Source organism: Kribbella sp. NPDC050459, from assembly GCF_040655315.1.
Lineage (GTDB): Bacteria > Actinomycetota > Actinomycetes > Propionibacteriales > Kribbellaceae > Kribbella.
Map to the genome: position 1 here is coordinate 275,291 of NZ_JBFAJQ010000005.1, position 26,418 is coordinate 301,708.

Sequence of the window (26,418 nt, forward strand, 5' to 3'; positions counted from 1 at the left end):
GCCACCGAGAGTAGGGATTGTTCAACAATCCTGCAAGAGGTTCGTTCCACCAGATTTCCCCGCTGCGCGCGGCGTGGGCGATGATGCAGGGGTGGGTACGGGTGAGACGGACGACGACGGCCGGCAGGCCTGGCTGCGAGGGGTCGCGGCCGACGTGGCGCGGCTGGACCGCAGCAGCTCGGCCGAGCGTGCGGCCGACATTCTCCGTCGCAGTATCACGGAGGGTGCCCTGCCGCCCGGTGCGCAGCTGTCCGAGATCGAGCTGACCGAGGTCCTGGAGGTCAGCCGGAACACACTGCGGGAAGCGTTCCGGCTGCTCACTCATGAGGGTCTGCTGGTCTACAAGCTGCACCGCGGGGTGTTCGTCCCAGAGCTGGACGAGCATGACGTGGTCGACCTGTACAGGCTCCGCCGGGTGCTCGAGGTGGACGTCGTCCGGGCGTTGGGTGAGCGCGACCCAGAGGTGCCTGCGAGTCGGCTCGAGCCGTTGCTGGACGATGTCGAGGCAGCCGAGGCGGCGGCGCTCGCGGATCGCTGGCCGGCGGTCGGCACCGCGAACATGCGGTTCCACGAGCACCTGATCGGGCTCGCCGACAGCGCCAGGCTGAACGCGATCACCAGTCAGTTGCAGGCCGAGTTGCGGCTGGTCTTCCACGTGATCGCGACGCCGCGGGAGCTGCACGAGCCCTATATCGCGCGAAACCGCAGGCTGTTCGAGCTGTTGGAGGCCCGCAAGTACGAGCAGGCCGCCGCGGACCTGCACCAGTACCTGCTCGACTCCGAGGCCGGCATCCTCGCCGCGTTCCGGGATAAGGGCTTGCGCGGGCCCGCGCAGACCTGAGTTGATGAGCTGACACTGACAGCTGTAAAGGGGAGCTCAGCTCATGACCGATGACGCCCGGACCGACCAGACGCCGAAGTCCTACCGCCCGATCGACGCCAAGGGGTTCCGGGAGTTCATCTCTCGCGGCTGGGGGCCGGTGGACCGCTCGGTGACGGTGCCGGAGGGGCTCGCCGAGGCGGCTGCGGAGCATCGGCGCAAGCTCGCCGCCGCGCTGCCGGGACGCCGGATCGCGCTCGCGGCCGGCCGGGCGCCGGTCCGGTCGAACGACACCGACTACCAGTTCCGCGCCGACAGCGACTTCGTCTGGCTGACCGGCTGCCAGGCCGAAGGCGCCGTCCTGGTCATCTCCGGGGACGGCGACGCGACGCTCTACCTGCGCGAGACGGCCGGCCCGGACGAGGCGGACTTCTTCGCGAACGCGCGCGACGGTGAGCTGTGGATCGGCCCGGTGCCGGGCCTGAAGGACTGGTCGGACGCGCTGCAGATCGCCTGCCGCCCACTCGAGGAACTGCCCGCGGCGGTGCGCGGCGCAGTCCCGTTCATGCTGTCGGTGCCGGGTGTCGAGCCGATGCTGGACGCCTTGGTGCGGACCTCGCCGACCGACGGCAACGCGTTGCGCCAGACGCTCGCCGAGCTGCGCCGGATCAAGGACGACTGGGAGCTGGACCAGCTGCGCGAAGCGGTCGCGGCCAGCGTGCTCGCGTTCGGTGACGTGGCGCGGGAGCTGCCGGAGGCGATCCGCGGCGGCGGCGAGCGCTGGCTGCAGGGCACCTTCGACCGCCGCGCGCGGACCGCGGGCAACGGCGTCGGCTACGCGTCGATCGTTGCCGCTGGCAAGCACGCTCCGGTGCTGCACTGGGTCCGCAACGACGGCGCGGTCAACGAGGGCGACGTGATCCTGCTGGACGCCGGCGTCGAGACCCGCACCCTCTACACCGCGGACGTGACCCGGACCTTCCCCGCCACCGGCGAGTTCACGGCGGCCCAGCGGCAGGTGCACGACCTGGTGCACAAGGCGCAGCTCGCGTCGCTCGAGGCCGTCAAGGTCGGTGCGCCGTACCGCGCTTTCCAGTACGAGGCGCTGCGGGTGCTGGCCGAAGGCCTGCGCGACTGGGGTCTGCTGGACGCGTCGATCGACGAGTTGCTCGGCCCGGACGGGCAGCAGCACCGGCGGTACATCGTCTGCGGGACCGGGCACTACATCGGCCTCGACGTGCACGACTGCGACGCGTCCCGGCCGGAGGCGTACTTCGCCGGCACCATCGAGGCCGGGATGGCGCTCGCGGTCGAGCCGGGCCTGTACTTCCACCCGAACGACGAGACCGTCCCGCCGGAGCTGCGCGGTATCGGCATCCGGATCGAGGACAACGTCGTGGTCCACTCCGACCGCCTGGAGATCCTCACCGAGGACCTGCCGATCACCACGGACGGTCTCGAGCAGTGGACCCGGTCGCGCCTCGCGGCGAAGTAATCAAAATTACTCATTACGGCCAGTAACGTTCGCCGTGGGAGCCCCGATGTAGAAGGCGGGGGAGGGTCGAACTCGGCCGGCGTGTGGGAGTGGGGGGCCTCTGATCACACGCCAGGCCGAGTCGGCCCTGGACTGGGGCCAAAAGGGGGAACCCGGGATCCCTGGGTACGGGGGAGTTACACCATGAACCTGCGTGTGCGAGTAGTGAACTGCGGCAGCCGGCACTGGTACGCCGACATCGACGACGCCGACGATCCGCAACCGGACGACCCGTTCTGGTACGTCGACAACTGCCGGACCCAGGCGCAGGCGCTGGAGAGCGCCTGCACCGAGCTCCGGCTGATGGCGGGGCGACTGGTCCGCGGCGATCACCTGGACCGGGTCCTCGAAGTGACCGGCGTGCCGGTCTGACCCGCTACCCCGCCGGTGGTACGGCGGCGCAGCTGCTGCCGCGCTCGGGTACGTCCTTCGCGATCAGGTAGTCGTCGACTGTGCTCTGCATGCACGGGCTCTTCGTGTAGCTGCCGTGCCCCCAGCCCTGGTAAGTCAGCAGTACACCGCTCCGCCCGAGCTGGCGCTCCACGCTCTGTGCGAATGAGTAGCCGGTCGCCGGGTCGTGGATCGCGTTGGCGAGCAGCACCGGTGTCTTGAGCCCACGTACCTTCAGCTGGTGCTGCGGGTTGTTCGCGGGCGGCGAGCCGAGACAGATCGACACTGCCATGAGCTGACCGGGATAGCGCAGGTCCTGGTTGTTGCGGGCAAGCCGCTGCAGATGTGCGGCGTACTCGCGGTAGTCGCGGACCGGCAGGTTCCAGTCCTGGCAGAAAACGGCCAGCGGATACGCACCGGTCTGCGTGGGCTTCGGGGGAGTCACACCGGCCTTCAGCAGCTCGGCCAGTGCAGCCCACTTCGGTTCGTAGAGCGCACGGAACACCGAGTAGCTCAAGGTGAACGGATCCGGCGACGTGGCCAGCAGGTCCGCCCAGCGCGCGTGGATGTCGGTGCCGTGCAGTGCACAACTCGTCGTCGCGTCGCACCATTTCACGAACTCGTCGAACGAGTCCTGTCCCGCGGACGCCTGCTCGTCCAGGAAGTCACGCGTCGGGGCGGAGCTGTGGTCGATGACGCTCTCCAGCACCATCGCGCGGACGCGGTGCGGGTACGTCTCGGCGTACTGCGCTCCGAGCAGGGTCCCGTACGAGCTGCCGTGGAACGAGATCGTGGACTCGCCGAGCGCCCGCCGTACGCCGTCGACGTCGCGCACCGTTTGCCAGGTGTCGATGTGGTCGTACAGCGGGCCGGTGTGTTCACGGCAGTCCGTGGCGAGCTGCCGGTTGTAGTTGATGGTGGCGGTGAACTCGGCCGCGCTCCTGATGATCGGCGACGGCTGCTTGTTCAGCAGGTCGGCGGAGCACTTCACCGGGTTGCTGCGCGCCACACCGCGCGGGTCGAAGCTGACGATGTCGAAGCGGTCCTGCAGGTCCGTGCTGAACCGGTTGATCCCCGTCTTGATCCGGTCGACCCCGGAATCACCCGGGCCGCCCGGGCCGAACACGAGCACCCCGACCCGCTCGCTCGGCTCCGATGCCTTTCTCCGGGCCAGTGCGAGGCCGAAGGTGGGCCCGCCCGGGTTCCGCCAGTCGACAGGCAGTTGCAGGGTCGCGCACTGCGAACCCGCCACCACCGCGGGATCGTCCTTGCCCTCAGGTTTGCAGTCGGCCCAGTGCAGCGGCGGGCTGGTCGCGGAGGCGGTGGCCGTCAGCCCGGCGCCGGCGACGCCGAGTACTACCGCGCCGGCCAGGGCGCGTCGGATGAACGTCATGCCGACGATCCTTCGGGCAATCGCTTGCTGGCGGCATCGGGGACGAGCCCCGGATGACCCCGATCACGGCTTGGGGGCCTTGTTAGGGTCGGTCGTGATGAGTACCAAACATGCGGTGTGGTTCCGGACGGTGGCGATCGCCGAGGCGATCTCGTGGACCGGACTGCTGATCGGGATGCTGTTCAAGTACGTGCTGTCCGACAACGAGATCGGGGTCAAGATCTTCGGGCCGATCCACGGCGGCATCTTCGTCGTCTACGTGGTCACCGTGCTCGCTGTGCGCGGGCCGTTGCGCTGGTCCTGGCCGGTGACGCTGGCCGCGCTGGCGGCAAGCGTTCCCCCGTTGTTCACCTGGTTCTTCGAGATCTGGGCGGTCCGCACCGGCCGGATTGACGCGGCCCCGCGGACCCCCGTACCGTCCACAGCATCAGCAAACTCAACAGCCGCATGAACCCGTGCGGGAGAGACCCGGACACGAACCGGGCGCCGTAGGAGCAACTCTCCCCAAGAATCTCTCAGGCACCTTCACCGCGCGGGCGAGGCACCTCTGGAAGGCATCCGCCTGACAGAGCGGGGAGGACACCAAACGGTCAACGGCGACCGGAAGGAACCTCCACACGATGGCGATCAGTGTCTTCGACCTGTTCAGTGTCGGGATCGGCCCGTCGAGCTCCCACACCGTGGGACCGATGCGCGCCGCCCGGACCTTCGCGCTCGGCCTCGCCGACGACGGCCTGCTGGCCGCGACGGCGACCGTCGAGGCCCAGCTCTTCGGCTCGCTCGGCGCCACCGGGCACGGCCACGGCAGCAACAAGGCCGTCCTGCTCGGGCTCGAGGGAGCCGACCCGGAGACCGTGGTCACGCACTCGGTCGACGCCCGCGTCGAGACGATCCACGAGCGCGGCCGGATCCTGCTGGCCGGCACTCACGAGATCGCGTTCGACGAGAACACCGACCTGCTGATGCACCGCCGCAAGGCCCTGCCGTACCACCCGAACGGGATGATCTTCGTGGCCCGCGACGCGGCCGGCGCGGTGCTGCGGGAGCGCACCTACTACTCGGTCGGCGGCGGGTTCGTCGTCGACGAGAACGCCGCCGCGGGGGACCGGATCGTACCGGACACCACCCCGCTGAAGTACCCGTTCACGACCGGTGCGGAGCTGCTCGACCGGTGCCGGGAATCGCAGTTGTCGATCAGCGAGGTGATGCTCGCGAACGAGCTCGCCTGGCGGACCGAGGACGAGGTCCGCGACGGCCTGCTGCACATCTGGCAGGTGATGCAGGACTGCGTCCGCGAGGGTTGCGAGACCGAGGGCATCCTGCCCGGCGGGCTCAAGGTGCCGCGCCGGGCGCACGCGCTGCACAAGAAGCTCAGCCAGGACCCGTGGTCGGTCGACCCGCTCAAGGTGATGGACTGGGTGAACCTGTTCGCGCTCGCCGTCAACGAGCAGAACGCCTCCGGCGGCCGGATCGTCACCGCGCCGACCAACGGCGCCGCCGGCATCATCCCGGCTGTCCTGCACTACTACCGGCGCTTCGTGCCCGGCGCGACCGAGGACGGCGCGGTCCGGTTCCTGCTGACGGCCGGCGCGATCGGCGTGCTCTACAAGGAGAACGCGTCGATCTCCGGCGCGGAGGTCGGCTGCCAGGGCGAGGTCGGGTCCGCCTGCTCGATGGCCGCGGCCGGTCTCTGCGAGGTCCTCGGCGGCACGCCGCAGCAGGTCGAGAACGCGGCTGAGATCGCGATGGAGCACAACCTCGGCCTGACCTGCGACCCGGTCGGCGGGCTGGTGCAGATCCCGTGCATCGAGCGGAACGCGATGGCCTCGGTGAAGGCGATCAACGCGGCCCGGATGGCGATGCACGGCGACGGCGTGCACGTGGTCACCCTCGACAAGGTCATCAAGACCATGCGCGAGACCGGCGCGGACATGAAGATCAAGTACAAGGAGACCTCCCGCGGCGGCCTTGCCGTCAACGTCATCGAGTGCTGACCCCCGGATCACCCCTTGATCACCAGGGGATGGTTCCGTGCAGGCTCAGGTACTCCGCGGTCGGCCCGTCCTTGTCGATCATGGCGAGCCGGACGATGATGTCCGCGCCCTCCTCGACGGTCTGGTAGCCGGTGCGGCCGTTGAAGTCGGTCGCGGTGTAGCCCGGGTCGACGGCGTTGATCCGCAGGTTCGGCAGCTGCTTCGCGTACTGCACCGTCAGCATGTTGAGCGCCGCCTTCGAGGCGCCGTACGCCGGGGCCGGCACCCACACCGGCACCGTGTCGATCGCGTCCGCCTGCACCGCGGCGGCGATCGAGCCGAGCCCGCTGGACACGTTCACGATCACCGGGTTGGCGCTGCGCTCGAGCAGCGGCAGGAACCGGTGGATCATCCGCACCGGCCCGTAGACGTTCAGGTCGAACACCTGATGGAACTCGTCGGCCGTCAGGTCCCGGGCCTCCTTGAACGGACCGGGGATGCCGGCGTTGTTGATCAGTACGTCGAGCTCGGTGAGCTGTTCCGCGGCGGCGTCGACCGATTCGTCGCTGGTGACGTCCAGCGGGAGGTAGTGCGCGCCGAGTTCGTCCGCGGCCTGCTTGCCGCGCTGGGGATCCCGGGCGCCGACGTACACGGTGTGTCCGGCCTCGATCAGCCGGCGGGCGGTTTCGTATCCGAGGCCCCGGTTGGCCCCGGTGATGAGTGTCGTGGTCATGGCTCCACCCTCGCGCCGGTGTTCCGGGGCAGGTAGTACCCGCGATGTCCTAGGGAATGGCAGTACCAGGCTGATCAGCCGCCGGCCCGGGATACTGGAGGACATGGGCGAGCTCGGCAGGACGTTGCACGCGTGGCGTGATCGCGTGACGCCGTCGGAAGTCGGCCTGCCGTCGGGTGGGAAGCGCCGGGCGCCGGGGCTGCGGCGCGAGGAGCTGGCTCAGCTCGCCGGGTTGTCGGTCGACTACGTCGTGCGGCTGGAGCAGGGCCGGTCGGAGTCGCCGTCCGTCCAGGTGCTGACCGCGCTGGCCCGCGCGCTCCGGCTGTCCGATGCCGAGCGCAACCATCTGTTCGTGCTCGCGGGCGAGGTCGAGCCGTCGCCCGGGCGCATCTCGGCGTACATCCCGCCGGGGGTGCAGCGGATCGTCGACCAGTTGGAAGGCGCGCCGTTGTGCGTCTGCGACGCCGCCTGGACGATCATTACCTGGAACCCGCTGTTCGCGGCCATGATCGGCGACCCGTCGACGTGGCAAGGCCGGTGGCGGAACATCATCTACCTGCATTTCGCCGGCTCGGGCGACCGCGTCGTGCAGACCGCCGACCAGCAGCGGGACTTCCGGGTCGCAATGGTCACCGACCTGCGCGCCTCCCTCGCCCGCTACCCGCACGACCCGGACCTGACGGCGCTGATCGAGGAGCTCTGGACCGGGTACGACGAGTTTGCGCAGCTGTGGGACCAGCCCGTCGTCGGTTTCCACCAGACCGAGCGCAAGACCATCCGGCATCCCGACGTCGGCACCTTCGACATCGACTGCGACGTGCTCGCCGTCCCGGGCAGCGACCTGCGCATCGTCGTCTACACGGCCGCGCCCAACAGCGAAGCCGCCGAGAAGCTCCGCCTGCTGTCGGTGATCGGGCTGCAGGCCCTTACCTGAGCAGCGCCGCCACCGCCGTCGGGTCCTCGACCTGCGCGTTGTGCCCGAGGCCGGGCAGCGTGACGACCTGGTCGTGCAGGGCGTGCAGTTCGGCGTCGCTGTTCATCGGGTCCCGCTCGCCGCGCGCGAGCACCACCTCGGCCTGACTCGCCGCGATGAGCGCGGGCATGTCCGGCGCGCCGACGCCGAAGGTCCCGGGATCCAGGGCGAGACGCCAGCGGCCGTCGTCCTCCAGCAGACCGTGGTCCACGACGGCGTCGGCCGGGTCAACGAGTCCTTGGAGGCCGGAGACCCTGAGGAATCGCGCGGCTGCCTCGTCGCGGCTCTCGAACCACGCAACCGGCTTCTGCGCCAGCGCGTTCGCCCGCGCGAGGTCGTCGGCCGTCCAGCTCACTTTCACTCCGAGCGCGACGACCCGGCTCACCGTGACGTCGTACCTGCCGCTCGCCAGCTCGAGTGCGATCACGCCGCCGAGCGAATGACCGAGCACGACGACGTCCCGGCGTACCGGAAGATCCGCGGCGATCGCCGCGGCCATGGCCGCGAAGGTGTACGACGGGAGCGCGGCCGCTGAGCCGTGGCCGGGGAGGTCGGGCGCGTACTCGGCATCCGGCCAGGCTTCCCAGACCCGGCCGTTGGCTCCCAGACCGTGCAGCAACACCAGATTCATGAGAGCAGGTTGGCAGAGGAAAACGGCTGGTGTGGTGCAGATCGGCGCGTTGTCAGCTAACGCAGCGCATTCCTACGAATGCGTAAGTGGTTCAGAATTACTAGACTATTGAGTTTCTCCGTGGAATTTCTTCCACCTACTGTTTGAAACTACTCGTCAACCGATACCCTCCGGGACTTGTGAATCCAATTTCTGCCACGGCTTCCCGCCGTCCGCCCTGGCAGAACCCGCGACGTCGCCGCCAGGTCGCAACCGGCGCCGGCCTGCTGCTGTTCTGCTACCTCGCGCTGGTTCTCGTCGCCCTGCTCGGCGGCCCGCGGATCGGTGCGGGCTTCCTGCCGTTGCCCGGCGCCGGGCCCGAGCCGGCCGCGCCGATCGCCGGCCCGCAGCCGGGCGAGCCGACGCTGAACGTCGCTGTGCTCCCGCCCCACACCAGCACGACCCCGGCGGCCACGCCCGGCGTCACGCCGACCGCGGTGCCGACGCCGTTGCCGAGCGCAACCAAGACGGGCGAGGTCCAGGTGCCGGTCGGTCTCAGCACGCCGTATCCCACGCCCGCCGAGGGCACGCCGACGCCGCAGATCGTGCAGACCACCGAGCCGACCATCCCGGTCGCGACGAAACGGCCGCCGACAGTACCGACCGCGCCGCCGTCCACCGACCCGACCACGACGCCGACCAGCCGTCCGAGCACGTCGACGAGCCCGACGGCATCCCCGACCAGCACCACGCCGAGCACTCCGCCGTCGACACCTGACAACCCCGACCAGCCCTCCGGGGGCCTCGGCGGCATCCTCGGCCACCTGCTCGACAAGCTCGGCCTCTAGTAGGCCTCGACCTCGGTGGTGTCGGCGTTGCCGCCCGGCCGGGGCTGGAGATTGACCTGCCAGGCCTGGTTCTTGCCGAAGGTCTGGTCGAACTTCTTGAACGCGCAGTCTGCGAGGAACCTGCGGTGGTCGGCGTCCCAGTCCGTGCCGCTCTTGAAGTACAGGCGGTACGCGCCGGAGATCCGGTTCACGGTCGCCGACTGGGTCGCCCGGAGGTAGACCATCACCTGTGGACTGCCGGGCGGCTGCCCGTCGCCGACGATCGAGATCGCCACGTCCTTCGACGTACCGTTGGTGATCTTGAGCCGGCCGATTCCGTTCGCACCGCGCCGTACGAGCACGTCGCCATTGTCGGGCCGTGTCTGTTCCGGCGCCGGACCCGGATCAGGGAGCGTCTTGCCGAACGTCAGCCGGAGTCGCTGCAGCTGCGCGAGCGCGGTGCCGAGGTCGGTGCGCAGTTGTCGCTGCACCTTCTGCGAGGTGTACGCGGTGCCGCCGCAGCGTGCGTCCTCCTCGGTCTTCTGCGCCGAACTCGTCAGCCGCGTCGCCGCGACGCCGATGCGTTCCTGCAGCAGGGCGTGGGCGCCGGTCAGCCGCGACGTCACCGTCAGCGCGGCGAGCCGGACCCCGACCGTGTTGAGCGACACCGCGAGCGTGCTCATCGCCTCGCTCAAACCTTCGGCCGTCCGGACCCGGGTCAGCGCTCGCGCCGGACCGGCCAGCACCTGGTCGATGCGGGTCAGCTCGGCCTGGTAAGCCGCCGTATCCAACGGACCGGCGGTCGGTACCGATGACGCCGGCGCAGGCACGGCGCTGTTGGAAGCCGACGTGCCAGGGCTCGGCGCGGCCTCCGGCTTCCCGCCGCAGCCCGCAACCAGACACACCCCGATACCGAGCGCAAGCCAGCGCTTCATCCCCACCCCCAGGGTCTCCCCAACCCGTGAGCTGTCCAGGGTAAAGCATCAGTCCCGTGGTGCGGGACGGACGAACGGAAACGCCAGCGTGCTGCGGATGTTCTGGCCGGTCAGCATCATCATCACCCGGTCGACGCCGATGCCCAGACCGCCGGTCGGCGGCATCGCGTACTCCAGTGCCGACAGGAAATCCTCGTCCAGCGACATCGCCTCGGGATCGCCCGCGGCCGCCTTCAGGGACTGCTCGGTGAGGCGGCGCCGCTGCTCGACCGGGTCGACGAGTTCGGAGTACGCCGTCCCGATCTCGGCGCCGAACGCGACCAGGTCCCAGCGTTCGGCGAGGCGCGGATTCGTGCGGTGGTTACGGGTCAGCGGCGACGTCTCGAGCGGGAAGTCGGTGTAGAACGTCGGCAGTGTCGTGGCCGGCTCGACGAGTTCGTCGTACAGCTCGAGCACGAGCTCGCCGGCCGACATCTCGAAGGTCGTGTGGACGTCGTGCTCCACACACAGCTCGCGGAGCCGTTCGACCGGCGTCTCCGAGTCGATCGCCGTACCCGCCGCCCGGCCGACCGCGTCGTGGACCGTGACGACCGGCCACTCCCCGGAGATGTCGATCTCCTCGCCGTCGCGGCGGACGACGGGCTTGCCCCACACCGCGGTGGCGGCCTCGATCAGCAGCTCGCGGGTGAGCTCGCGCATCACGTGGTAGTCGGCGTACGGCTGGTAGGCCTCGACCGAGGTGAACTCCGGGTTGTGGGTCGCGTCCGCGCCCTCGTTGCGGAAGTTCCGGTTCAGCTCGAAGACCTTGCCCATCCCGCCGACGCTCAGCCGCTTCAGGAACAGCTCCGGCGCGATCCGCAGGAACAGTTCGGTGTCGTAGGCGTTGATGTGCGTGACGAACGGCCGCGCGTTCGCGCCGCCGTGCACCGCCTGCAGCATCGGCGTCTCCACCTCGATGAACCCGCGATTCTCGAACCCGTTGCGCAGCGCGCGGACGGCGGCGCTGCGCTGCTGCATCATCCGCAGCGAGTCCGGGTTCATCACCAGGTCGAGGTGCCGCTGCCGGACCCGCGCCTCGGGATCGGTGAACCCCTTCCGCTTGTCCGGCAACGGGTGCAGGCACTTGGCCGCCATCACCCAGTCCGTCGCCGCGACCGACAGCTCACCGCGGCGGCTGGTGACGACCTCGCCGGTCACGCTCACGTGGTCGCCGATGTCAACGAGCCGCCGCCACCGGTCCAGCGGTACGTCGCCGCACGACGCGGCGGTGAGCATCACTTGCAGCTGGGTGAGCCCGTCCTGCAACTGGGCGAACGCGAGGCCGCCGTGGTTCCGCATCCGCAGCACGCGGCCGGTCACGGACACGGTGTGGCCGGTGTGGTGGTCCGGCGGCAGGTTCGGGTACCGCTCCCGGACCTGCTCCAGGGTCTCCGTCCGCGGCACCTCGACCGGGTACGGGTCGATGCCTGCGGCAACGAGCTCGGCGAGCTTCGTCCGGCGGATCTGCTCCTGTTCGGTGAGCTTGCGGGTCGGCAGCGCCGGCCGCAGCAACTCCTCTTCCTGTTCGTGCACGGCGGTCGCGAACGCGCGGCCGTCCGCGGCCATGATCGCGTGCCGCTCGGCCGTGTCGACGCTGTCGACGCGGGTCCACGGCCGCGGCGCGGGCAGGAAGCCCTCCGCGGTACCGGCCGCGAACACGACCTGCGCGAGCGACGCACCGCGCGAGTAACACATCAGCCGCGGCGACCAGCGCGGCAGGTACTTCTCGTTCGACTGGTACAGGCTCTCCAGCTGCCAGAAGCGTGAACCGGCGGTCAGCAACGCGCTCGTGAGCCGCAGCACCGGCCCGGCGCCGACCCGCTCGGCATCGCTGAAGATCTCCCGGAACATCGCGAAATTCAGCGAGATCCGGTGCACGCCGAGGTCGACGCAGGCGTCGACCAGCGATGTCACCATGAACTCCATCAAGCCGTTCACGGACTCGGGATCGCGCCGCATCAGGTCCAGCGACACGCCCCGGACACCCCACGGAGCGAACGAGAGCAGCCCGCGGACGGCGCCTTCGGCGTCCCGTGCGATCACCATCACGCAGCGCGCGTCGGCCGGATCGCCGAGCCTGCCGAGCGCCATCGAGAACCCGCGCTCGGTCCGGGCCCCGCGCCACTGCTCGGCGAGCTGGACGTACTGCGTCAGGGCCTCGGGCGACAGGTCCCCGTGCCGCACGACCTCGGCGTGGTACCCGGCCCGCTGGACCCGCGTCACCGCCTGCCGCACCGGCCGCATCGTCCGGCCTTCGAGCGTGAAGTCCGCGACGTCGATGATCGCCTCGTCGCCCATCGACAACGCGCGCAGCCCGGCGTCGACGTACGCCTGGGCGGCCTCCTCGCTCGCCGACAGGACGGCCGGCGACCAGCCGTACCGGCGGGCCTCGGTCAGCCAGCTCTGGATCGCCGCGGGCCAGGCGACCGGGTCGCCCAGCGGATCCCCGCTGGCCAGGCTGACGCCGTTCACCACCCGGTAGGCGATCGCGGCGTCGTTGCCCGGTGCGAACACGACGGCCTTGTCGCGGCGGGTCGCGAAGTACCCGAGTGAGTCCCGCTCGCCGTGTAGCAGGAGCAGGCGCCGTACCTCGAGCTCCTCGGGCTGCGTCAGGTACCGGACGCGCTGGACCGAGCGGAGGAAGATCCAGAATGCGATCACCAGCGAGGCCGCCGAGATCGCGCCGACGGTCAGGCCGATCCAGCCGTGGCCCTCGTGACCGCCCATCTTGCTGCGGGACTGACCGAGCGCGGCGATCACGGCCCAGCCGATCTTCTGCCGCTGCCCGACGAGCGTGCGCGGGAAGAGCTGCGTGAGCGTGATGCTGACCGCGATCGAGATCAGCATGCCGAACACCAGCGCGCCGATCGCGAGCCGCCGGCTGCCGGGCGCGAGCCGGGCCGGGAAGGCGCCTCGGATCTTCCACAGCAGGACGACGATCGCGGCCACCACGATCGCCTGGACGATGCCCCATTCCAGATCCTGGACACTGGCCGGACCGAAGTCGCGCAGCAGTTCCGCGTCGGTCGGGTTGGCGAGCCGGACGCTGGTGAACGCGATCCCGGCGACCTGGGCGAGGAACCAGAGCGCCTCGAAGACCCACAGCACCCAGAGCAGTGCGGCTCGCTTCCCGCGCAGCAACGCGCTGCCGACCACCGCGAGGTAGACCGCGGAGAAGATCGTGTGCCCGGCCGGGATCCCGACGAAGTCGAACGCGAAGTCGACGTGCTTGACGAGCTTCGGGGCGGCGACGTGCAACGGGATGGCGATGAACGACCACACCGAGGCAAGCACGACGACGCGGCCCACCCAGACCGCGGCCCGGTGCTGCCACGCCGGGATCACTGCTGCTTGTTCCGACCGCACCAGCCGATCATCCCACTAGTTCGCTGTGACTTCGGTCGACCTAGCACTACCTCGACAGTACAGCTGACGCCACAGTCAATACTTAGGTTGACATGACACGGTGTTGCCATGGCCGCCCTCCCTTACCGCCTCATCCGCAACCTGATGCTCGCTGCCGGTGTGCTGTACTGCAGCCTGCTGCTGGAGGCGGCGGCCGGCTTTCCGCTCGACGTCCAGCACTCGTTCCTCAGTGAGCTGGGCGCGCGGGACCAGCCCACGAGTTTGTACGCACGGGTTACGGACTTGGCGACGGGCGTGTTGCTGCTGGTCGCCGTACTGCTGGCCAGACCGGCAGCACGGTTCCGGTGGGAAGTGACCGGTCTGCTGACCAGTACGGCGGTCTTCGGCCTCGGCACACTGTTCGACTCGTTCTCGCCGATGGACTGCGCACCGTCCGCCAGTGCCGCGTGCCGCGCAGCTGAGGCGAACGGCCAGGTCGGGGTGGCGCTGGTCCTCCATGAGGTGACCTCGACACTCGCCGGCCTCGGCAGCATCGCCATGGGCGTCTTCGCGGTCCTGGTCCTCCGCCGGTCCGGCTGGGGCGGAGCCCGAGGCAGGGCGGTCGGCGTACTCGCTCTTGGGGTCGTAGTGACGCAGATCTGGCTCGGCCTGCAGACCGGCTATGACGTCGTCACCGGCAACGACCTGCACGCTCCAGGCATCCTCCAACGCGTAGCGGTACTGCTCGTCTGCGTAATGCTGGGGACATTGCTACCAGGTCTGAGGCACGCTTTACCTCGATGACCGTGACATGGATCGTGGTGCCTGGCCTGGCTGAGACTCCGGAGGAGTTCGGTCGGGTGGTGGAGTTGTTGCCGGGGGAGGACGTGCGCGTCATCGATCCGTGGCGGACGCCGATCTCGTCCGGCGTGGACGCGTTGCGCGCGGCCGCCGGCGTACAGCCTGACGCGGAGATCGGGCTGGTCGGGCACTCGATCGGGGGACTGGCCGTCCTGCGGTGGGCGCTGACGCGGCCGTACGAGGTGACCAGGTTGGTGCTGGTCGACAGCAGTCTCACCTCGGAGACGGGGCTGCGCGCGTTCTACCCCGGGAAGCGCGGGGACCGGGCCATGCGGGCGGCGGCGCGGTTCCTCGGGCGGGTCGGCGTACCGCGGTTGCTCGGTCCCGCCGTCCGGCGATTGATCGTGCGACTCGGCAGCATGTCCAACCACGACCTGTTGTCCAAGGCAACGGCCAGGGCGAGGTACGGCGGGGAGAGTTCGTGGCTGCTGTTCTGGGACGAACTGGCCGGCAGCTGGGAGCTTGCCGCCGAGGTCGCCAAACTGGTCGCTGATCCGGTGGACCCCATAGCTCCCACGACCGTGCTGGTGGCAACCGGCGGCACCTCCCGCTTCACCGCCAAGCGCTGGCTGGCAGGCCAGCAACGCCTGGCCGACCGCCTGGGCGGAACAGTAGAGGTCCTCCCCAACTCAGCCCACCTCGTCCACCTGGACCGCCCCGACGCCATCGCCACCGCGGTCTCCGGACGATCGACTCCAGGCTTGGGCTAAAGTCTCGGGCGCCTTGACTCGATGCCGCCGGGTGTCGGCAGGGAGGTCTCGACCGTGATTCGGTCGTCGTTCAGCGCACTCACTTGCTCGATCCATGCCTGGCTCTCGTCGTGCGGAACCTCGAGCACCACTCGGTTCTTCTCCGCGTCCCAGCCTCCACCGAGGCCCGTGCGGGCGCCGGTCCGGCTGGAGTACGTCGTCAGGCCCGGCGCCCACTCCTCCACGGTGGCGAACAGCCGGATCGCCAGCTGTTCCAGTTCGGCCCGCGAATAGCGGACCGATTGGAACTCAACGGTGAAGCCTCTGGCCATCAAGCTCTGCGCTGTGGTCAGAACCGACGCTTTCACAACGTCGACGATTGACGATGTCTCGTCGAGAGCGCCGACCAGCCTGACGGTCACCCGCTGACTGTTCGCGTCCCACTCCAGGCCGCCATCCGCCGCTGGGACCTTCGACAACAGGCTGGAGTCCTCCTGATCGGCTTTCGTGTAGCGGGCCCGGCTACTTCCACTCCGCCGGCGACTGTCGTACGCTCAATCTACTGAAACAGTCGTGGCAGTTACGTTCTGCAGTGAGGTGCGCGGATGGTGCGATGGAAGTGGTGGGTCGACGATGTTCAGGCGCACTGGCGGCGGATTCACCGCTTGTACGTGAGCCGCGCATACGGCTGGCGAGCGCGATGATCGTCATCACCTGTGCGGCGTGTGACCGGCGCATGTTGCTGCCGATGAGTATGGTGACGGGCCTGGACCGCCGGGTGGATCTGGCGGGGCAGGTGTTGTACGAGCTCGCTTACACCTGCTGGTGCGGCGCGCCCGGTACCAAGCTGGTGAAGGGGCCTAAGTAGTGCTGGTCATTGCTGGTGTCGGGAGTTTGCGCTGCCAGACCTCGTCGAGGGCCATGCGCATCGCGCCGGTCACCACCGCGTCTTCGGCCAGTGCGGAGAGCTCCAGCTTCGGGTGGTTGAGAGTCAGCAGGCGCAGCTGGTCCGAGATGGCGTCCAGCAGTACGGCGCCGGCGCGGGCGACACCGCCGCCGATCACGACGGCCGTCGGGTCCAGCACGAGGACAGACGGGGCCAACGCCCGCGCGAACGCCCGAGCGACCTGCTGTACGACGGCCTGCGCCACCGGGTCACGCTCCGCCGCTGCGGCGAACACGTCCGCGGTGTCCAGCTGCTCGCCGCCGAGCTCGGCCAGCCGCGACTGCGGGTTGTCCAGCGCCGCCTGACGACCCAGCGCCGCGATCGCCTCGGAGCCGACCGCGCGCTCCAGCGGGCCGCGGCTGTCGTCGGGGTTGATCACGTCGTCGGGGTCGGTGGCGATGAAGCCGATCTCGCCGGCCGCGCCGGTGCCGCGGTGCAGCCGGCCGTCGATCACGATGCCGGCGCCGAGGCGCTCACCCCACTGGACCGCCAGCAGGGTGCCGGTCCCGCCGCGCGCGGCCGCGATCGCCAGCGCGGCCAGGTTGGCGTCGTTGTCCAGCATGACCGGGCAGTCGAGCAGGCCGCGGACGTGCTTGATCAGGTCGATCGCCGACCAGCCCGGCACGCTCGGGACCAGCTGGACCCGGCCGGTGTGCTCGTCCACGATGCCCGGGCTCGCCGCCACCGCGGCGGCGATGTCCTCGGCCGGTACCTCGGCCTCCGCGAGCGCCTCGTTGATCACCTCGCTGATGACCCCGAGGAGTTCCTGCGCGGTCCAGCCGGGCCCGGAGCGCCGTACCAGCGACAGCTTGCGGCCGGCCAGGTCGGAGACGCCGACGGTGACCCGGTGCGGGCCGACGTCGAGCCCGAGCACGGGAGCGGCGCGCCCGCGCAGCGAGACCCGGATGGCCGGGCGGCCGAGCGAGCGGTCCGCGGAGTCGGGGCCGTGCTGCTGCAGCCAGCCGGCGTCGAGCAGCTCGTCGACGGCCTGGGCGACCGTCGGCCTCGCCAGTCCGGTGCGCTCGACCAGTTCGGCGACGCGCAGCGGCGCGGGCGCGGATCGGCGGACCGCATCCAGGACCGAGGCGACGTTGATCCGCCGCAGCATCGTCGTGCCGCCGCCGCCGACCGTTCCCTTGCTCATGTCCGACCCCTTGCCTGCCACTCGCACAGTATAGATAGCGAGCGTTCGTAAATACTGTCCATTGCGCGCGCCGACTGGCGGACACCGGTGCGTGAGTCGACAACTATCACCCGAGAGGTCCCGGAGCGTTCTGCACACGCATCCATGCCCGGAATCGGCACTGCTCAGTTCCGAAGAACGCTCCGGACGAAACTGCTGAGCGCGTCGCGGTCCGGTTGCTGTGTCTTCGTCAGCAGCCCGGCCACGTGCTTCTCGACGGTTCGCGGCGAGATGTGCAGCCGGGCTGCGATCGCCTTGTTACCGATCCGGTCCAGGAGCAATCGGCACACCTCGTACTCCCGCGCGGTGACGCCCAGTTGGCGCAGCGACGCCGGTACGTGTTCGGAGCCGCTCCGCCGCTGCGGCACCGTCGCACCGAACTGCCGCAGCAGACCGCGGCAGGCGCTGGCCACCGCCGGGATGTCGGCGTTGTGGAAGTACTCCTCAGCCTGCCGCAACCACCCGACCGGTTCACCCCACCCGTCCGCGTGAGCGGGCTCCGCGACCAGCCGCAGACCCAGCTGACTCGCCATCGGGTACAGCGAGGCGGTGTCGACCGCGGCGAGCACAGCGGCGTTGGCCGCCTCGACCTGGCCGTCCCGTCCGAGCAGTACGGCGTGCGCCAGCTGCACGTACTGCTTGTTCCACCGCATCCCACTCGCAGCGGTCGCGGTCACCGTCTTGAACTGCGCCCAGCCGCTCCGGCCGGACAGTACGTCCAGCAGCAGCCCCAGACCGTTCTTACCCACCATGTGCAGCGTGGTCGGGTTCTGCTCGTCGTACTCGAGCGCCTGTGCCATGTCGGCCTCAGCCAGCTCACGGTCCTCCTCCAGGAGTGCGCAGAACGTCCTCGCCAGACCGTACGAGTACGGCAGCTCGTACGACGCCCGCTCGCCGCCCCAGTTCGCGGCCTCGGCCAGGGCCGCCTCCATCGCGGACCGTCGGCCCTGGTGGGCTTCCAGCATCGCCTTGGTAGCCAGGAAGTACGTCGCCGAGCGGCCGACCCGCAGCCGCCGGGTGACCTCGAGACACTCGTCGATCAGCTCGGCGGCCAGCGTGTACTCGGACCGCAGGACCGCCTGCTGCCCGAGGATGCCGTCGATTTCGTACGCCAGCGGCATCGCTCCGACCCGCAGGGCCTGCTGCCGGGCGCGCTCCAGCTCGCGGACGCCGCCGTCGGCCAGGCAGATCGTGCCCGCCTGGAAGATGTGCGAGCAGACGCGCTGGAACGCCAGCGAGTGGTCCTCGGCCACCTGGCGTGCGCGGTGGAAATAGGCGATCGACCGGTCCAGGTCGTGCTCCCGGGCCAGGATCCCCAGCAGGTCCAGGGCCTCGCAGGCCACCTCGGGCAGCTTGGCACGCTCGGCGGCCGCGACGGCCCGGGTGGCCAGTGCGCTGGCGGTCTCGATCCGATCGGGGCTCGTCCGGGCCAGTTCGAGGTTCGCCGCGACGACGTCGACCGGTGCGAGATCGGCATCGTCCGCCTCGGGGCCGAGCAGCGAGCGGGCGGTTGCCACGTGCGTCAGCGCGTCCGCCCAGCGGCCCGCGATCATCTCCGCGTTCGCCAGCTGGACGTGCAGGGCGGCCACCTTGCGGCTGTCGAGGTTACGGTCCGCGAGCTCGTCGACTGTCTCCGCGTGTGTGGCGAGGTGCTCCAGCCGGCCGGTCGCGCTGAGGGCGAGCAGCAGCGAGCTGAGGGCGTCGGCCCGGTCGACGACGTCGGAATCCACGAGCAGCGCGTTCGCGCGGTCGAGCAGATTGACCGCCGAGCCGGCCGACCCGTCGTCGAACGACCGACGCCCCGCGAGCGCGAACAGTCGCCCGGCGCGGCCGCGGTCCCCGCCCCTCTCGGCGAGCTCCGCGACCATCGGACACCACTCGCCGGGCAGTCCGGGGTACAGCTCCTCGACCGCGTCCGCACAGCGCCGGGCCAGCGCCGACCGTTCCGTCGGCGTCAGACCGGTCACCAACGCGTCGGCGGTGAGCGGATGCCGGAACGCGTACCAGTCCGGCGCCGGCTCGTCCGGCTCGACCAGCTGCGCCGCCGTACCGGCCCGGAGCGTTGTCAGGAGCAAGCGCTCGTCCACCCTGGCGGCCTTGCGTACGACGCTCAACGGGAACCGGTGCCCGATGACAGCGGCCAGCAGCAGGATGTTCTGCGACTGCGGCCCGAGCTGCTCCGTCCGGCTGTTGACGCTGCGCACTACTGCGTCCGGCACGTTCCCGCGCAGGTCATCGGCCACCTGCACGCGGCCGTCCGGGCTTGTCACGAGCTGGCCGGAGCGGGCCGCCTCCTGCAGCAGTTCCTCAACAACAAAAGGGCTTCCGACGCTGTCCTGCCACAACTGATGGACAAGTCGCTCCGGTACGTCGTCAACCGGAACCTCTAGGCAGCCTGCGGCAAGCTCAGCCACGTCATGGCGCTGGAGAGGCGGTAACGCGACCAGTCCGGCCGCGCCACGCTGTGCCGACGAGCTGGCCAGCTCGTACGCCGGACAGACCTCGTCCCGCGTCGTCGCGACCAGCGCGATCGGCTGCCCGTCCAGGTTGTCGAGCAGGTACTCGACGACCGCCAGCGTCTCCGGGTCGGCACCGTGCAGATCCTCCAGGACCAGCAGACAGCCGCGGTCCTTCCCGACGAGCGCGAGCAGCCGCAGTACGGCCTCGCCGAGCAGGACCGGCGAAGCAGAGGTGTCGTGCGACGTACCGTCGTCCCAGTCCGGGACCAGACGCCCCAGCACGCGCCGGTACGGTCCGAGAGCTTCGGTCGCGGGCATCCCGCCGCGCCGCACCAACGACAGCAGCGCCTCCGTGAACGGCCGGAACGCGACCATCGTGCCGATCGCGCCGACCCGGCCACGCAGGACCGCCATACCGTCGTCGAGTGCGCGGGAGGTTGCCGTAGCGGCCAGCCGGCTCTTGCCGATCCCGGGCTCGCCGGCCAGGAAGGCCGCGCCGCCACGCCCGCCGCGAGCATCGGCCAGCAGCCGGTGAAGACCTTCGATCTCCCGGTGTCTGCCGACCACCGCGGGCGAACGGGGCTGCATGGCAGCCAACTGTAACGACGGCGCGTCGGCGCCGCAGGTCAGGACATGGCTCAGCCGTAGCGGCGGGTCAGCAAACAGCCGGCCTGGAAGCGGGACCTGGCGCCGAGCGCGGCCACCATCGCGCTGATCTCGGCCCGCACGGTCCGCAGCGACAGACCGAGCTCGCGGGCCACCGCGGCGTCCTTCAGGCCGGTGGACATCAGGCGGCCGATCGCGATCTGACGGCTGGTCAGCTCCTCGGCCTGGTCCGGGCGGTGCGCGTCGAGCTCGTACACCTCGCAGTCGGACTCCGCCGCGAGGCTGTCCCGGCGCACCGCTGAGTTGAGCACACTGACAGGTTGCCAGCCAGGGCGAGGGCGCGCATGGGGGATCGGCACCCACATTTGTGCGGGAGCCGGGAGCCAGGCCGTGGCCGCTGCTACTCGGCCACGGAGTGAGCTCTCGGCTGTGGCGAGCGTACCTCTCGGGGCGCTCATCCGGACCGCCTAATCTGGGTACTGCCCGACTAGGCGAAAGGCAGGCTCATGTCACGAGAGCGGGAAGTCGTCGAGGCTTGTCCGACCGAGCTGTTCATCGGCGGCAAGTGGGTGGCGGCCGAGAGCGGCAAGACCCTGACCGTCGAGGACCCCTCCACGGGGACGGCGCTCTGCGACGTGTCCGACGCGAGTCCGGCCGACGGCAAGGCCGCGCTGGACGCCGCCGTGGCCGCGCAGGCCGACTGGGCCGCGACGCCGCCACGGGAGCGCGGCGAGATCCTCCGCCGTACCTATGAGCTGATGACCGAGCGGGCCGACGACCTCGCGTTGCTGATGACGCTCGAGATGGGCAAACCGGTCGCCGAGTCCAAGGGCGAGATCGCCTACGCGGCCGAGTTCTTCCGCTGGTTCGCCGAGGAGGCGGTCCGGATCGACGGCGGCTACCAGATCGCGCCGAACGGCTCCGGCCGGTTCCTGGTGATGCGCCAGCCGGTCGGTCCGTGCCTGCTGATCACGCCGTGGAACTTCCCGGCGGCGATGGGCGCCCGCAAGATCGGCCCGGCGGTCGCGGCGGGCTGCACGATGGTGATCAAGCCGGCCGCGCAGACGCCGCTGTCGATGCTCAAGCTGGCCGAGCTGATGACCGAGGCCGGGCTCCCGGCCGGCGTGCTCAACGTGGTGACGACCCACGACGCAGGTGGTGTGATGGAGCCGCTGATCCGCGACGGCCGCGCCCGCAAGCTCTCGTTCACAGGGTCGACGGCGGTCGGGCGTGCGCTGCTCGAGCAGGCGTCCGAGCAGGTGCTGCGGACCAGCATGGAGCTCGGCGGGAACGCTCCGCTGCTGGTGTTCGAGGATGCCGACCTCGACAAGGCCGTCGACGGCGCGATGCTGGCCAAGATGCGCAACGGCGGCGAGGCCTGTACGGCGGCCAACCGGATCTACGTGCAGTCGTCGGTGATGGACGAGTTCGCGACCCGGATGACCGAGCGGATGTCCCGGCTGAAGGTCGGCCGCGGCACCGAGGACGGCGTCGACGTCGGCCCGCTGATCGACGGCAAGCAGCGCGACAAGGTGGCCGACCTGGTCGCCGACGCGATCGCGCAGGGCGCCCGCGCGCTCACCGGCGGAGCGGTTGCTGACGGCAACGGGTACTTCTTCCAGCCGACGGTGCTGGCCGACGTACCGCGGAGTGCCCGGCTGCAGCAGGAGGAGATCTTCGGGCCGGTCGCGCCGCTGACCGCGTTCGAGACCGAGGACGAGGCCGTGCGGATGGCGAACGACACGGAGTTCGGCCTGGTGTCCTACCTGTTCACCAAGGACCTGAGCCGCGCCCTCCGCGTCTCCGAGCGCCTCGAAGCCGGGATGATCGGCCTCAACCAGGGCATCGTCTCCAACCCCGCCGCCCCCTTCGGCGGCGTCAAACAATCCGGCCTCGGCCGCGAAGGCGGCACCGTCGGCATCGACGAATACCTGGAAACCAAGTACGTCGCAGTCAACGTCGACTGACGAGCTGGGTGACGGTGACGAGTTCGTAGCCGCGGGCGCGGAGTTCTCGGACGATCTGGCCGAGGGCTTGGGCGGTGTACGGCGCGTTGTCGCCGCCGTGCATGTGGAGGACCACGATCGAGCCGTTCTGGACGTGGTCGAGGACCTGTTTGATGATCGGCTGCGGGGACTTGGCGAAGCCGTCGGCGCCTGGCACGTCCAGGCCGACTGCCGTGACGCCGGCCGGGGCCAGTTCGTGCAGTGCGGTGGTGTCGTAGCAGCCGCCGGGGAACCGGAACCACCTGGTGGCGTGCGGATCCAGCTGGTCCAGCTGTACGACGGCGCGCTGTACGTCGGTCAGCATCTGCGCACGCGGCACGGTCCCCAACGTGTAGCAATGCTTGGTGAAACCACGGTGGTCGTAGGTATGTGTCCCCAGCTCGAACAGCGGGTCCGCAGCGAGCTCCTTCACCACCTGCGGGTACTGCTCCATCCACATCCCCGTCAGGAACATGGTTGCCGGGACATGCAGTGCCCGGAGCTCGTCGATCAGTGCCTTGTTGTAGTACGACTTGACCTGCCCCGACACCAGCCGTCGCCGCATGAGCGCGGTCAGATCGGCGTCGAAGGTCAACGCGATCAGCTTCCGGTCCCGCGGCCCATGGTCGAGCACCGGCATCAGCTTGACGTTGCTCGAGGCACCTGGTCTGGCATGCACCGGTACAAGCGTGGGGCGAACCGTGCGTACCGGTGCAGCAGGAGCACGCGTCTGTGGTGTCTCAGTGACGACTCCGGCGGTCGGTGTGGTGTCGCTGCATCCGGCAACAGTCAGCAGCAACACACCGACCGCAACGCGTTTCCCCCAGGTCACAAAGGATCATTCTACGGTCAGCGTGAGGCGCTGGATGCCCCAGTTGTCCGCGTCCGGTCCCGGCGGGAACCAGACGTCGACGATGTCGTCCTTGATCCAGCTGCCGATGTCCGCCACGTAGCAGTGCCCGTAGCCGGGGACGTACAGCCGTGTACCCCACGGGATGATCCGCGCGTCCACTGCGCAGATCCCGGTGCCGGCGTTGTAGCCGAGCGCGGTCTGCGCGACGTCGTTGTATGCCGACACGCGATAGTTCAGCGTGGTCCCGACCGGCACCCGGTACGCCGCCAAGCGGTTCGAGGAGTCCAGCCGGTACGACGTGCTGATCTGGCCGATCGACGACGCGGCTGTGTCCTCGGCCGTCATCGCGTACACCTGGTAGTGCGCGCCGTCGCACGGGCTCGTGTCAGTGACCTGCAGCGTCGGCTGACCCCAGTCGCTGACCCACTGCAGCGCCTGCCCGTTCCGGAACGCCCGGTACGCCTTCGCGCCGGCCACCCGGTTGAACGTGAACGTCACCTTCCCGTCCGCACCGAGGCCGCCGTTGATCCCGCTCGGTGCGGGCAGCCGGCCGCTGACGTCGTACGGCGGCGCCGTCGTCCCGTTGCCGTGCCCGCCGGAGACCGGCCGGTCGGGGATCGGCCCGGTGTAGAAGTGCTGACAGGCCGGCAGGGCCGCGGACGCGGTGGCCGGAGCAACCAGCAGGGAAGCGAAACTCAGCAGGACGACGGCGAGAGCGCGCATGACGGCAAGACCTCCGAGGTGGGGCGGGACCAAGGGGTTTCATCCCCTAGTAGCGGTCCCGCCGCCCCATTAGTCAAGGTCTCGACGTAAGTCAGTTCAGCAGGTCGTTCACCGATCGCAGTACCGGCACGGCGATCTCGGCCGGAGCGTCGGCGCCGGTGACGTGGAACGTGTGGCTCTCGCCCGCGGACAGCGTGACGAGGCACGAGTCCACTCGCGCTGCCGCGTCCAGCCGGTCCGGGAACAGCGCCAGGTCCTTCGCCAGAGCAGTCGCGCTGACCGTCACGTCGTACCCGCCCTCGGTCGGCGTGACCGTGGCCGTGTACGCGTCACCCGCGAGCTGCAGCTCGGTGTCCTCGACGAAGTACCAGTACGCCGTGACGCCGTCCGCGCCGCGCACCTCGAGGTACTCGGCGGCAGGCTTCCCGGCGACCGCGACGGACGACGGCAGCTCGTTCACCACCGCCGAGCGGGCCGCGATCGCCACCGCGAACGTCTCCCGGGCGAGCACCCCGTCGCCGAGCGTCGACCGTCGCGTGACGGTGACCTCGGTCGACCACACCGCGTCGGTGTCGTTGTGCGCAGCAACGATCAGGCCGTCCTCCCGAGGCTGAACAGTCAGCAGCCGGTCGGCGTACACGCGCTTCAACGCGTACCACAACGGCTTGCGGATCCCGTGCCCGTCGACGGCTGCCCACGAGACCACCGGCCAGTTGTCATTGAGCTGCCAGACAACTGCTCCCGTGTTCAACGGGAACAGTGAGCGGAAGTGCTCGATGCCATAGGCAACGGCGCGCGCCTGATTGAGCTGCGTTGTCCAGTGCCAGTCGTCGATGTCCTTCCAGGCCGGCAGGTGCTCACCCAGGCCGCGCTCCAGCTTGAGATTGCCCTCGAACGCCTTCTGGTGCACCAGCATCTGCGAACCGTAGGGATCCAGCGGCACGTCGTGCACCACCGACGTCAGCGTCGACCAGGCCGGCGGCCCCTGGAACCCGAACTCCGACACGAACCGCGGCTTGTACTTGCGGTACGTCGTGTAGTCCACCTGGTTCCAGACGTCCCAGATGTGCATGGTGCCGTGCCGGTCGTCGTTCGGGTGGATGAACTGGTCGAACGAGTACGGGCTGCCGGCCGAGTACGGCGTTCGCGGGTCGAGTTCCGCGACCACGCGGGGCAGCAGGTCGAGGTAGTACCCCGCGCCCCACGGCCGGCCGGCCAGCGGAACCCGCCAGCCCCACTCGACGTACCCCCAGATGTTCTCGTTGTTGCCGTTCCAGACCGCGAGACTGGCATGCCGGCTCAGTCGCGTGACGGCCTCGCGAGCCTCCGCCTCGACCTCGCTCCGCAGCGGCTCGTCCTCCGAGTACGCCGCGCACGCGAACAGGAAGTCCTGCCAGACCAGGATGCCGAGCTCGTCGCAGACGTCGTAGAACAGCTCGCTCTCGTAGATCCCGCCGCCCCAGACGCGCAGCAGGTTCATGCCCGCGTCGACCGCGTCCTCGACGCTGGTCCGGTACGTGTCGGCGTTCAGACGGGTGACGAACGCGTCGTCGGGGATCCAGTTCGCGCCGCGCACATAGATCGGCTTGCCGTTCACCGACAGCACGAACGGCGTACCGTCGTTGTCCGGGGCAACGTTCACGGTGACGTTCCGGAAGCCGACGCGAGCGTGCCAGTCGTCGTCGTTCAGCGTCACGGTCACGTCGTACAGCGGCTGCTCGCCGTACCCGCGCGGCCACCAGACGTCCACGTCGGCGACCGTGCTGACCAGCTTCACGGTGTCGGTGCCGGGCTTGACGGTCGCCGACTGCTGAGTGCCGCCGACCTCGACCGTCACGGTGGCCTCACCGGCGGCGTCGTCGGCCCAGGCCAGTTCGACGTGCGTCGTGAGCACGCCGTCCGAACCGTCCACCCGGGCGAGCGGCCGGACCGAGGAGATCCGGACATCGGACCAGGATTCGATCCGGATCGGGCGCCAGATGCCGGCCGTCGCGACGTCGGGTCCCCAGTCCCAGCCGAAGTTCGACGCCATCTTCCGCAGCTCGTTGTACGGGTGCAGGTTGGTGTGCGGCCAGCTGCCGACCTTCGCGCGCTCCGCTTCGGCGGCCGTCACCGGTCCCTCGAACTCGACCGTCAGCTCGTTGTCCCCGGCCACCAGAACGCCGGTGACGTCGAACCGGTACGAGCGGTGCTGGTTCGCGGTCCGGCCGAGCTCCTGGCCGTTCAGCGTCACCGTCGCGACCGTGTCCAGCCCCTCGGCCACCAACTCCTGCCGGTCGTTGCCGTCAGCAACCCAGGAAAACGTTGTCTGGAACGCCCAGCGGGTGCGGCCGATCCAGTGCAGCTGCGACTCGTTGTCGCCGTCGAACGGGTCCGGGATCTCGCCGGCCGCGAGCAGGTCGGTGTGCACCTCGCCCGGCACGGTCGCGGCGACGGCGCGGCCGATCAGGCCGTCGGGCGCCGGCCCCTCGACGGCATGCACGGTCCAGGCAGCACCGCCGTCGGTCGTCAGGTCGAGAGTCTTGAGTGATGTCACAGTCG

Annotated in this window: 22 protein-coding genes and 1 riboswitch; of the genes, 10 read left to right on the plus strand and 12 right to left on the minus strand. The window is 69.8% G+C overall.

The window, feature by feature from the left end:
* Positions 1–91 precede the first annotated feature (91 nt).
* The 3 genes from AB0I12_RS20155 (at position 92) to AB0I12_RS20165 (ending at position 2,726) form a co-directional block, all read left to right on the plus strand.
* Positions 92–841, plus strand: coding sequence for a GntR family transcriptional regulator (locus AB0I12_RS20155; protein ID WP_359931666.1), 750 nt, complete (start codon positions 92–94; stop codon positions 839–841).
* 43 nt (positions 842–884) lie between these two features.
* On the plus strand, positions 885–2,315 hold the full coding sequence (locus AB0I12_RS20160; protein ID WP_359931669.1) for an aminopeptidase P family protein: 1,431 nt from the start codon (positions 885–887) through the stop codon (positions 2,313–2,315).
* Positions 2,316–2,498: 183 nt separating this feature from the next.
* Positions 2,499–2,726 carry a hypothetical protein gene (locus tag AB0I12_RS20165; protein ID WP_355694948.1) on the plus strand — a complete coding sequence of 76 codons (228 nt, stop codon included), beginning with the start codon at positions 2,499–2,501 and terminating at the stop codon, positions 2,724–2,726.
* Between the two features lie 4 nt (positions 2,727–2,730).
* Here AB0I12_RS20165 and AB0I12_RS20170 read toward each other — a convergent pair whose 3' ends face one another.
* Positions 2,731–4,137, minus strand: coding sequence for an alpha/beta fold hydrolase (locus AB0I12_RS20170; protein WP_359931673.1), 1,407 nt, complete (start codon positions 4,135–4,137; stop codon positions 2,731–2,733).
* Positions 4,138–4,234: 97 nt separating this feature from the next.
* Here AB0I12_RS20170 and AB0I12_RS20175 point away from each other — a divergent pair, with 97 nt between their 5' ends.
* Positions 4,235–4,588 (plus strand): DUF3817 domain-containing protein, encoded by a 354-nt coding sequence (locus tag AB0I12_RS20175; protein WP_359931676.1) that lies wholly within the window; start codon positions 4,235–4,237, stop codon positions 4,586–4,588.
* Positions 4,586–4,678: riboswitch (glycine riboswitch) on the plus strand. Its footprint overlaps the gene before it by 3 nt.
* A 79-nt stretch (positions 4,679–4,757) precedes the next feature.
* A complete protein-coding gene (locus AB0I12_RS20180; RefSeq protein WP_359931679.1) occupies positions 4,758–6,131 on the plus strand; it encodes an L-serine ammonia-lyase in 1,374 nt (457 codons plus the stop codon).
* A gap of 19 nt (positions 6,132–6,150) precedes the next feature.
* Here the strand turns inward: AB0I12_RS20180 and AB0I12_RS20185 are convergent, their stop codons facing one another.
* Positions 6,151–6,843 (minus strand): SDR family NAD(P)-dependent oxidoreductase, encoded by a 693-nt coding sequence (locus AB0I12_RS20185; protein ID WP_359931681.1) that lies wholly within the window; start codon positions 6,841–6,843, stop codon positions 6,151–6,153.
* Positions 6,844–6,946: 103 nt separating this feature from the next.
* Here AB0I12_RS20185 and AB0I12_RS20190 point away from each other — a divergent pair, with 103 nt between their 5' ends.
* The gene (locus AB0I12_RS20190; protein WP_359931684.1) at positions 6,947–7,777 is read left to right on the plus strand and encodes a helix-turn-helix transcriptional regulator; all 831 of its coding nucleotides are present in this window, start codon (positions 6,947–6,949) and stop codon (positions 7,775–7,777) included.
* On the opposite strand, the gene AB0I12_RS20195 is transcribed toward AB0I12_RS20190, so the two are convergent.
* A complete protein-coding gene (locus AB0I12_RS20195; protein WP_359931687.1) occupies positions 7,770–8,447 on the minus strand; it encodes an alpha/beta hydrolase in 678 nt (225 codons plus the stop codon). The genes AB0I12_RS20190 and AB0I12_RS20195 overlap by 8 nt on opposite strands.
* 179 nt (positions 8,448–8,626) lie before the next feature.
* Here AB0I12_RS20195 and AB0I12_RS20200 point away from each other — a divergent pair, with 179 nt between their 5' ends.
* Positions 8,627–9,274 (plus strand): hypothetical protein, encoded by a 648-nt coding sequence (locus AB0I12_RS20200; protein ID WP_359931689.1) that lies wholly within the window; start codon positions 8,627–8,629, stop codon positions 9,272–9,274.
* On the opposite strand, the gene AB0I12_RS20205 is transcribed toward AB0I12_RS20200, so the two are convergent.
* A complete protein-coding gene (locus tag AB0I12_RS20205) occupies positions 9,271–10,188 on the minus strand; it encodes a hypothetical protein (protein ID WP_359931692.1) in 918 nt (305 codons plus the stop codon). The genes AB0I12_RS20200 and AB0I12_RS20205 overlap by 4 nt on opposite strands.
* Before the next feature lie 48 nt (positions 10,189–10,236).
* Complete coding sequence (gene lysX, locus AB0I12_RS20210) at positions 10,237–13,593, minus strand: bifunctional lysylphosphatidylglycerol synthetase/lysine--tRNA ligase LysX (RefSeq protein ID WP_359931695.1); 3,357 nt, start codon at positions 13,591–13,593, stop codon at positions 10,237–10,239.
* A gap of 108 nt (positions 13,594–13,701) precedes the next feature.
* On the opposite strand from lysX, the gene AB0I12_RS20215 reads away from it, so the two are divergent.
* Positions 13,702–14,376, plus strand: a complete 675-nt coding sequence (locus tag AB0I12_RS20215; RefSeq protein ID WP_359931698.1) for a DUF998 domain-containing protein — start codon at positions 13,702–13,704, stop codon at positions 14,374–14,376.
* A complete protein-coding gene (locus AB0I12_RS20220) occupies positions 14,373–15,143 on the plus strand; it encodes an alpha/beta hydrolase (RefSeq protein WP_359931701.1) in 771 nt (256 codons plus the stop codon). Before AB0I12_RS20215 ends, AB0I12_RS20220 begins: the two co-directional genes overlap by 4 nt.
* On the opposite strand, the gene AB0I12_RS20225 is transcribed toward AB0I12_RS20220, so the two are convergent.
* The 4 genes from AB0I12_RS20225 to AB0I12_RS20240 form a co-directional block, all read right to left on the minus strand.
* Positions 15,140–15,544 (minus strand): hypothetical protein, encoded by a 405-nt coding sequence (locus tag AB0I12_RS20225; protein WP_359931704.1) that lies wholly within the window; start codon positions 15,542–15,544, stop codon positions 15,140–15,142. The genes AB0I12_RS20220 and AB0I12_RS20225 overlap by 4 nt on opposite strands.
* Before the next feature lie 438 nt (positions 15,545–15,982).
* On the minus strand, positions 15,983–17,212 hold the full coding sequence (locus tag AB0I12_RS20230) for an ROK family transcriptional regulator (RefSeq protein ID WP_359931707.1): 1,230 nt from the start codon (positions 17,210–17,212) through the stop codon (positions 15,983–15,985).
* A gap of 164 nt (positions 17,213–17,376) precedes the next feature.
* The gene (locus tag AB0I12_RS20235; protein WP_359931710.1) at positions 17,377–20,298 is read right to left on the minus strand and encodes an AAA family ATPase; all 2,922 of its coding nucleotides are present in this window, start codon (positions 20,296–20,298) and stop codon (positions 17,377–17,379) included.
* Between the two features lie 50 nt (positions 20,299–20,348).
* Positions 20,349–20,627: a LuxR C-terminal-related transcriptional regulator gene (locus tag AB0I12_RS20240; RefSeq protein ID WP_359931713.1), complete on the minus strand. Its 279-nt coding sequence runs from the start codon at positions 20,625–20,627 to the stop codon at positions 20,349–20,351.
* Between the two features lie 195 nt (positions 20,628–20,822).
* Here AB0I12_RS20240 and AB0I12_RS20245 point away from each other — a divergent pair, with 195 nt between their 5' ends.
* Positions 20,823–22,283 carry an NAD-dependent succinate-semialdehyde dehydrogenase gene (locus AB0I12_RS20245; RefSeq protein ID WP_359931716.1) on the plus strand — a complete coding sequence of 487 codons (1,461 nt, stop codon included), beginning with the start codon at positions 20,823–20,825 and terminating at the stop codon, positions 22,281–22,283.
* Here AB0I12_RS20245 and AB0I12_RS20250 read toward each other — a convergent pair.
* From AB0I12_RS20250 to AB0I12_RS20260, 3 genes are all read right to left on the minus strand, one after another.
* Positions 22,270–22,980 (minus strand): polysaccharide deacetylase family protein, encoded by a 711-nt coding sequence (locus AB0I12_RS20250; RefSeq protein ID WP_359931718.1) that lies wholly within the window; start codon positions 22,978–22,980, stop codon positions 22,270–22,272. The two genes, AB0I12_RS20245 and AB0I12_RS20250, sit on opposite strands and share 14 nt — an antisense overlap.
* A gap of 159 nt (positions 22,981–23,139) precedes the next feature.
* Positions 23,140–23,877, minus strand: a complete 738-nt coding sequence (locus tag AB0I12_RS20255; RefSeq protein ID WP_359931721.1) for a 3D domain-containing protein — start codon at positions 23,875–23,877, stop codon at positions 23,140–23,142.
* A gap of 91 nt (positions 23,878–23,968) precedes the next feature.
* A complete protein-coding gene (locus AB0I12_RS20260) occupies positions 23,969–26,413 on the minus strand; it encodes a glycoside hydrolase family 2 protein (RefSeq protein WP_359931724.1) in 2,445 nt (814 codons plus the stop codon).
* Positions 26,414–26,418 lie beyond the last annotated feature (5 nt).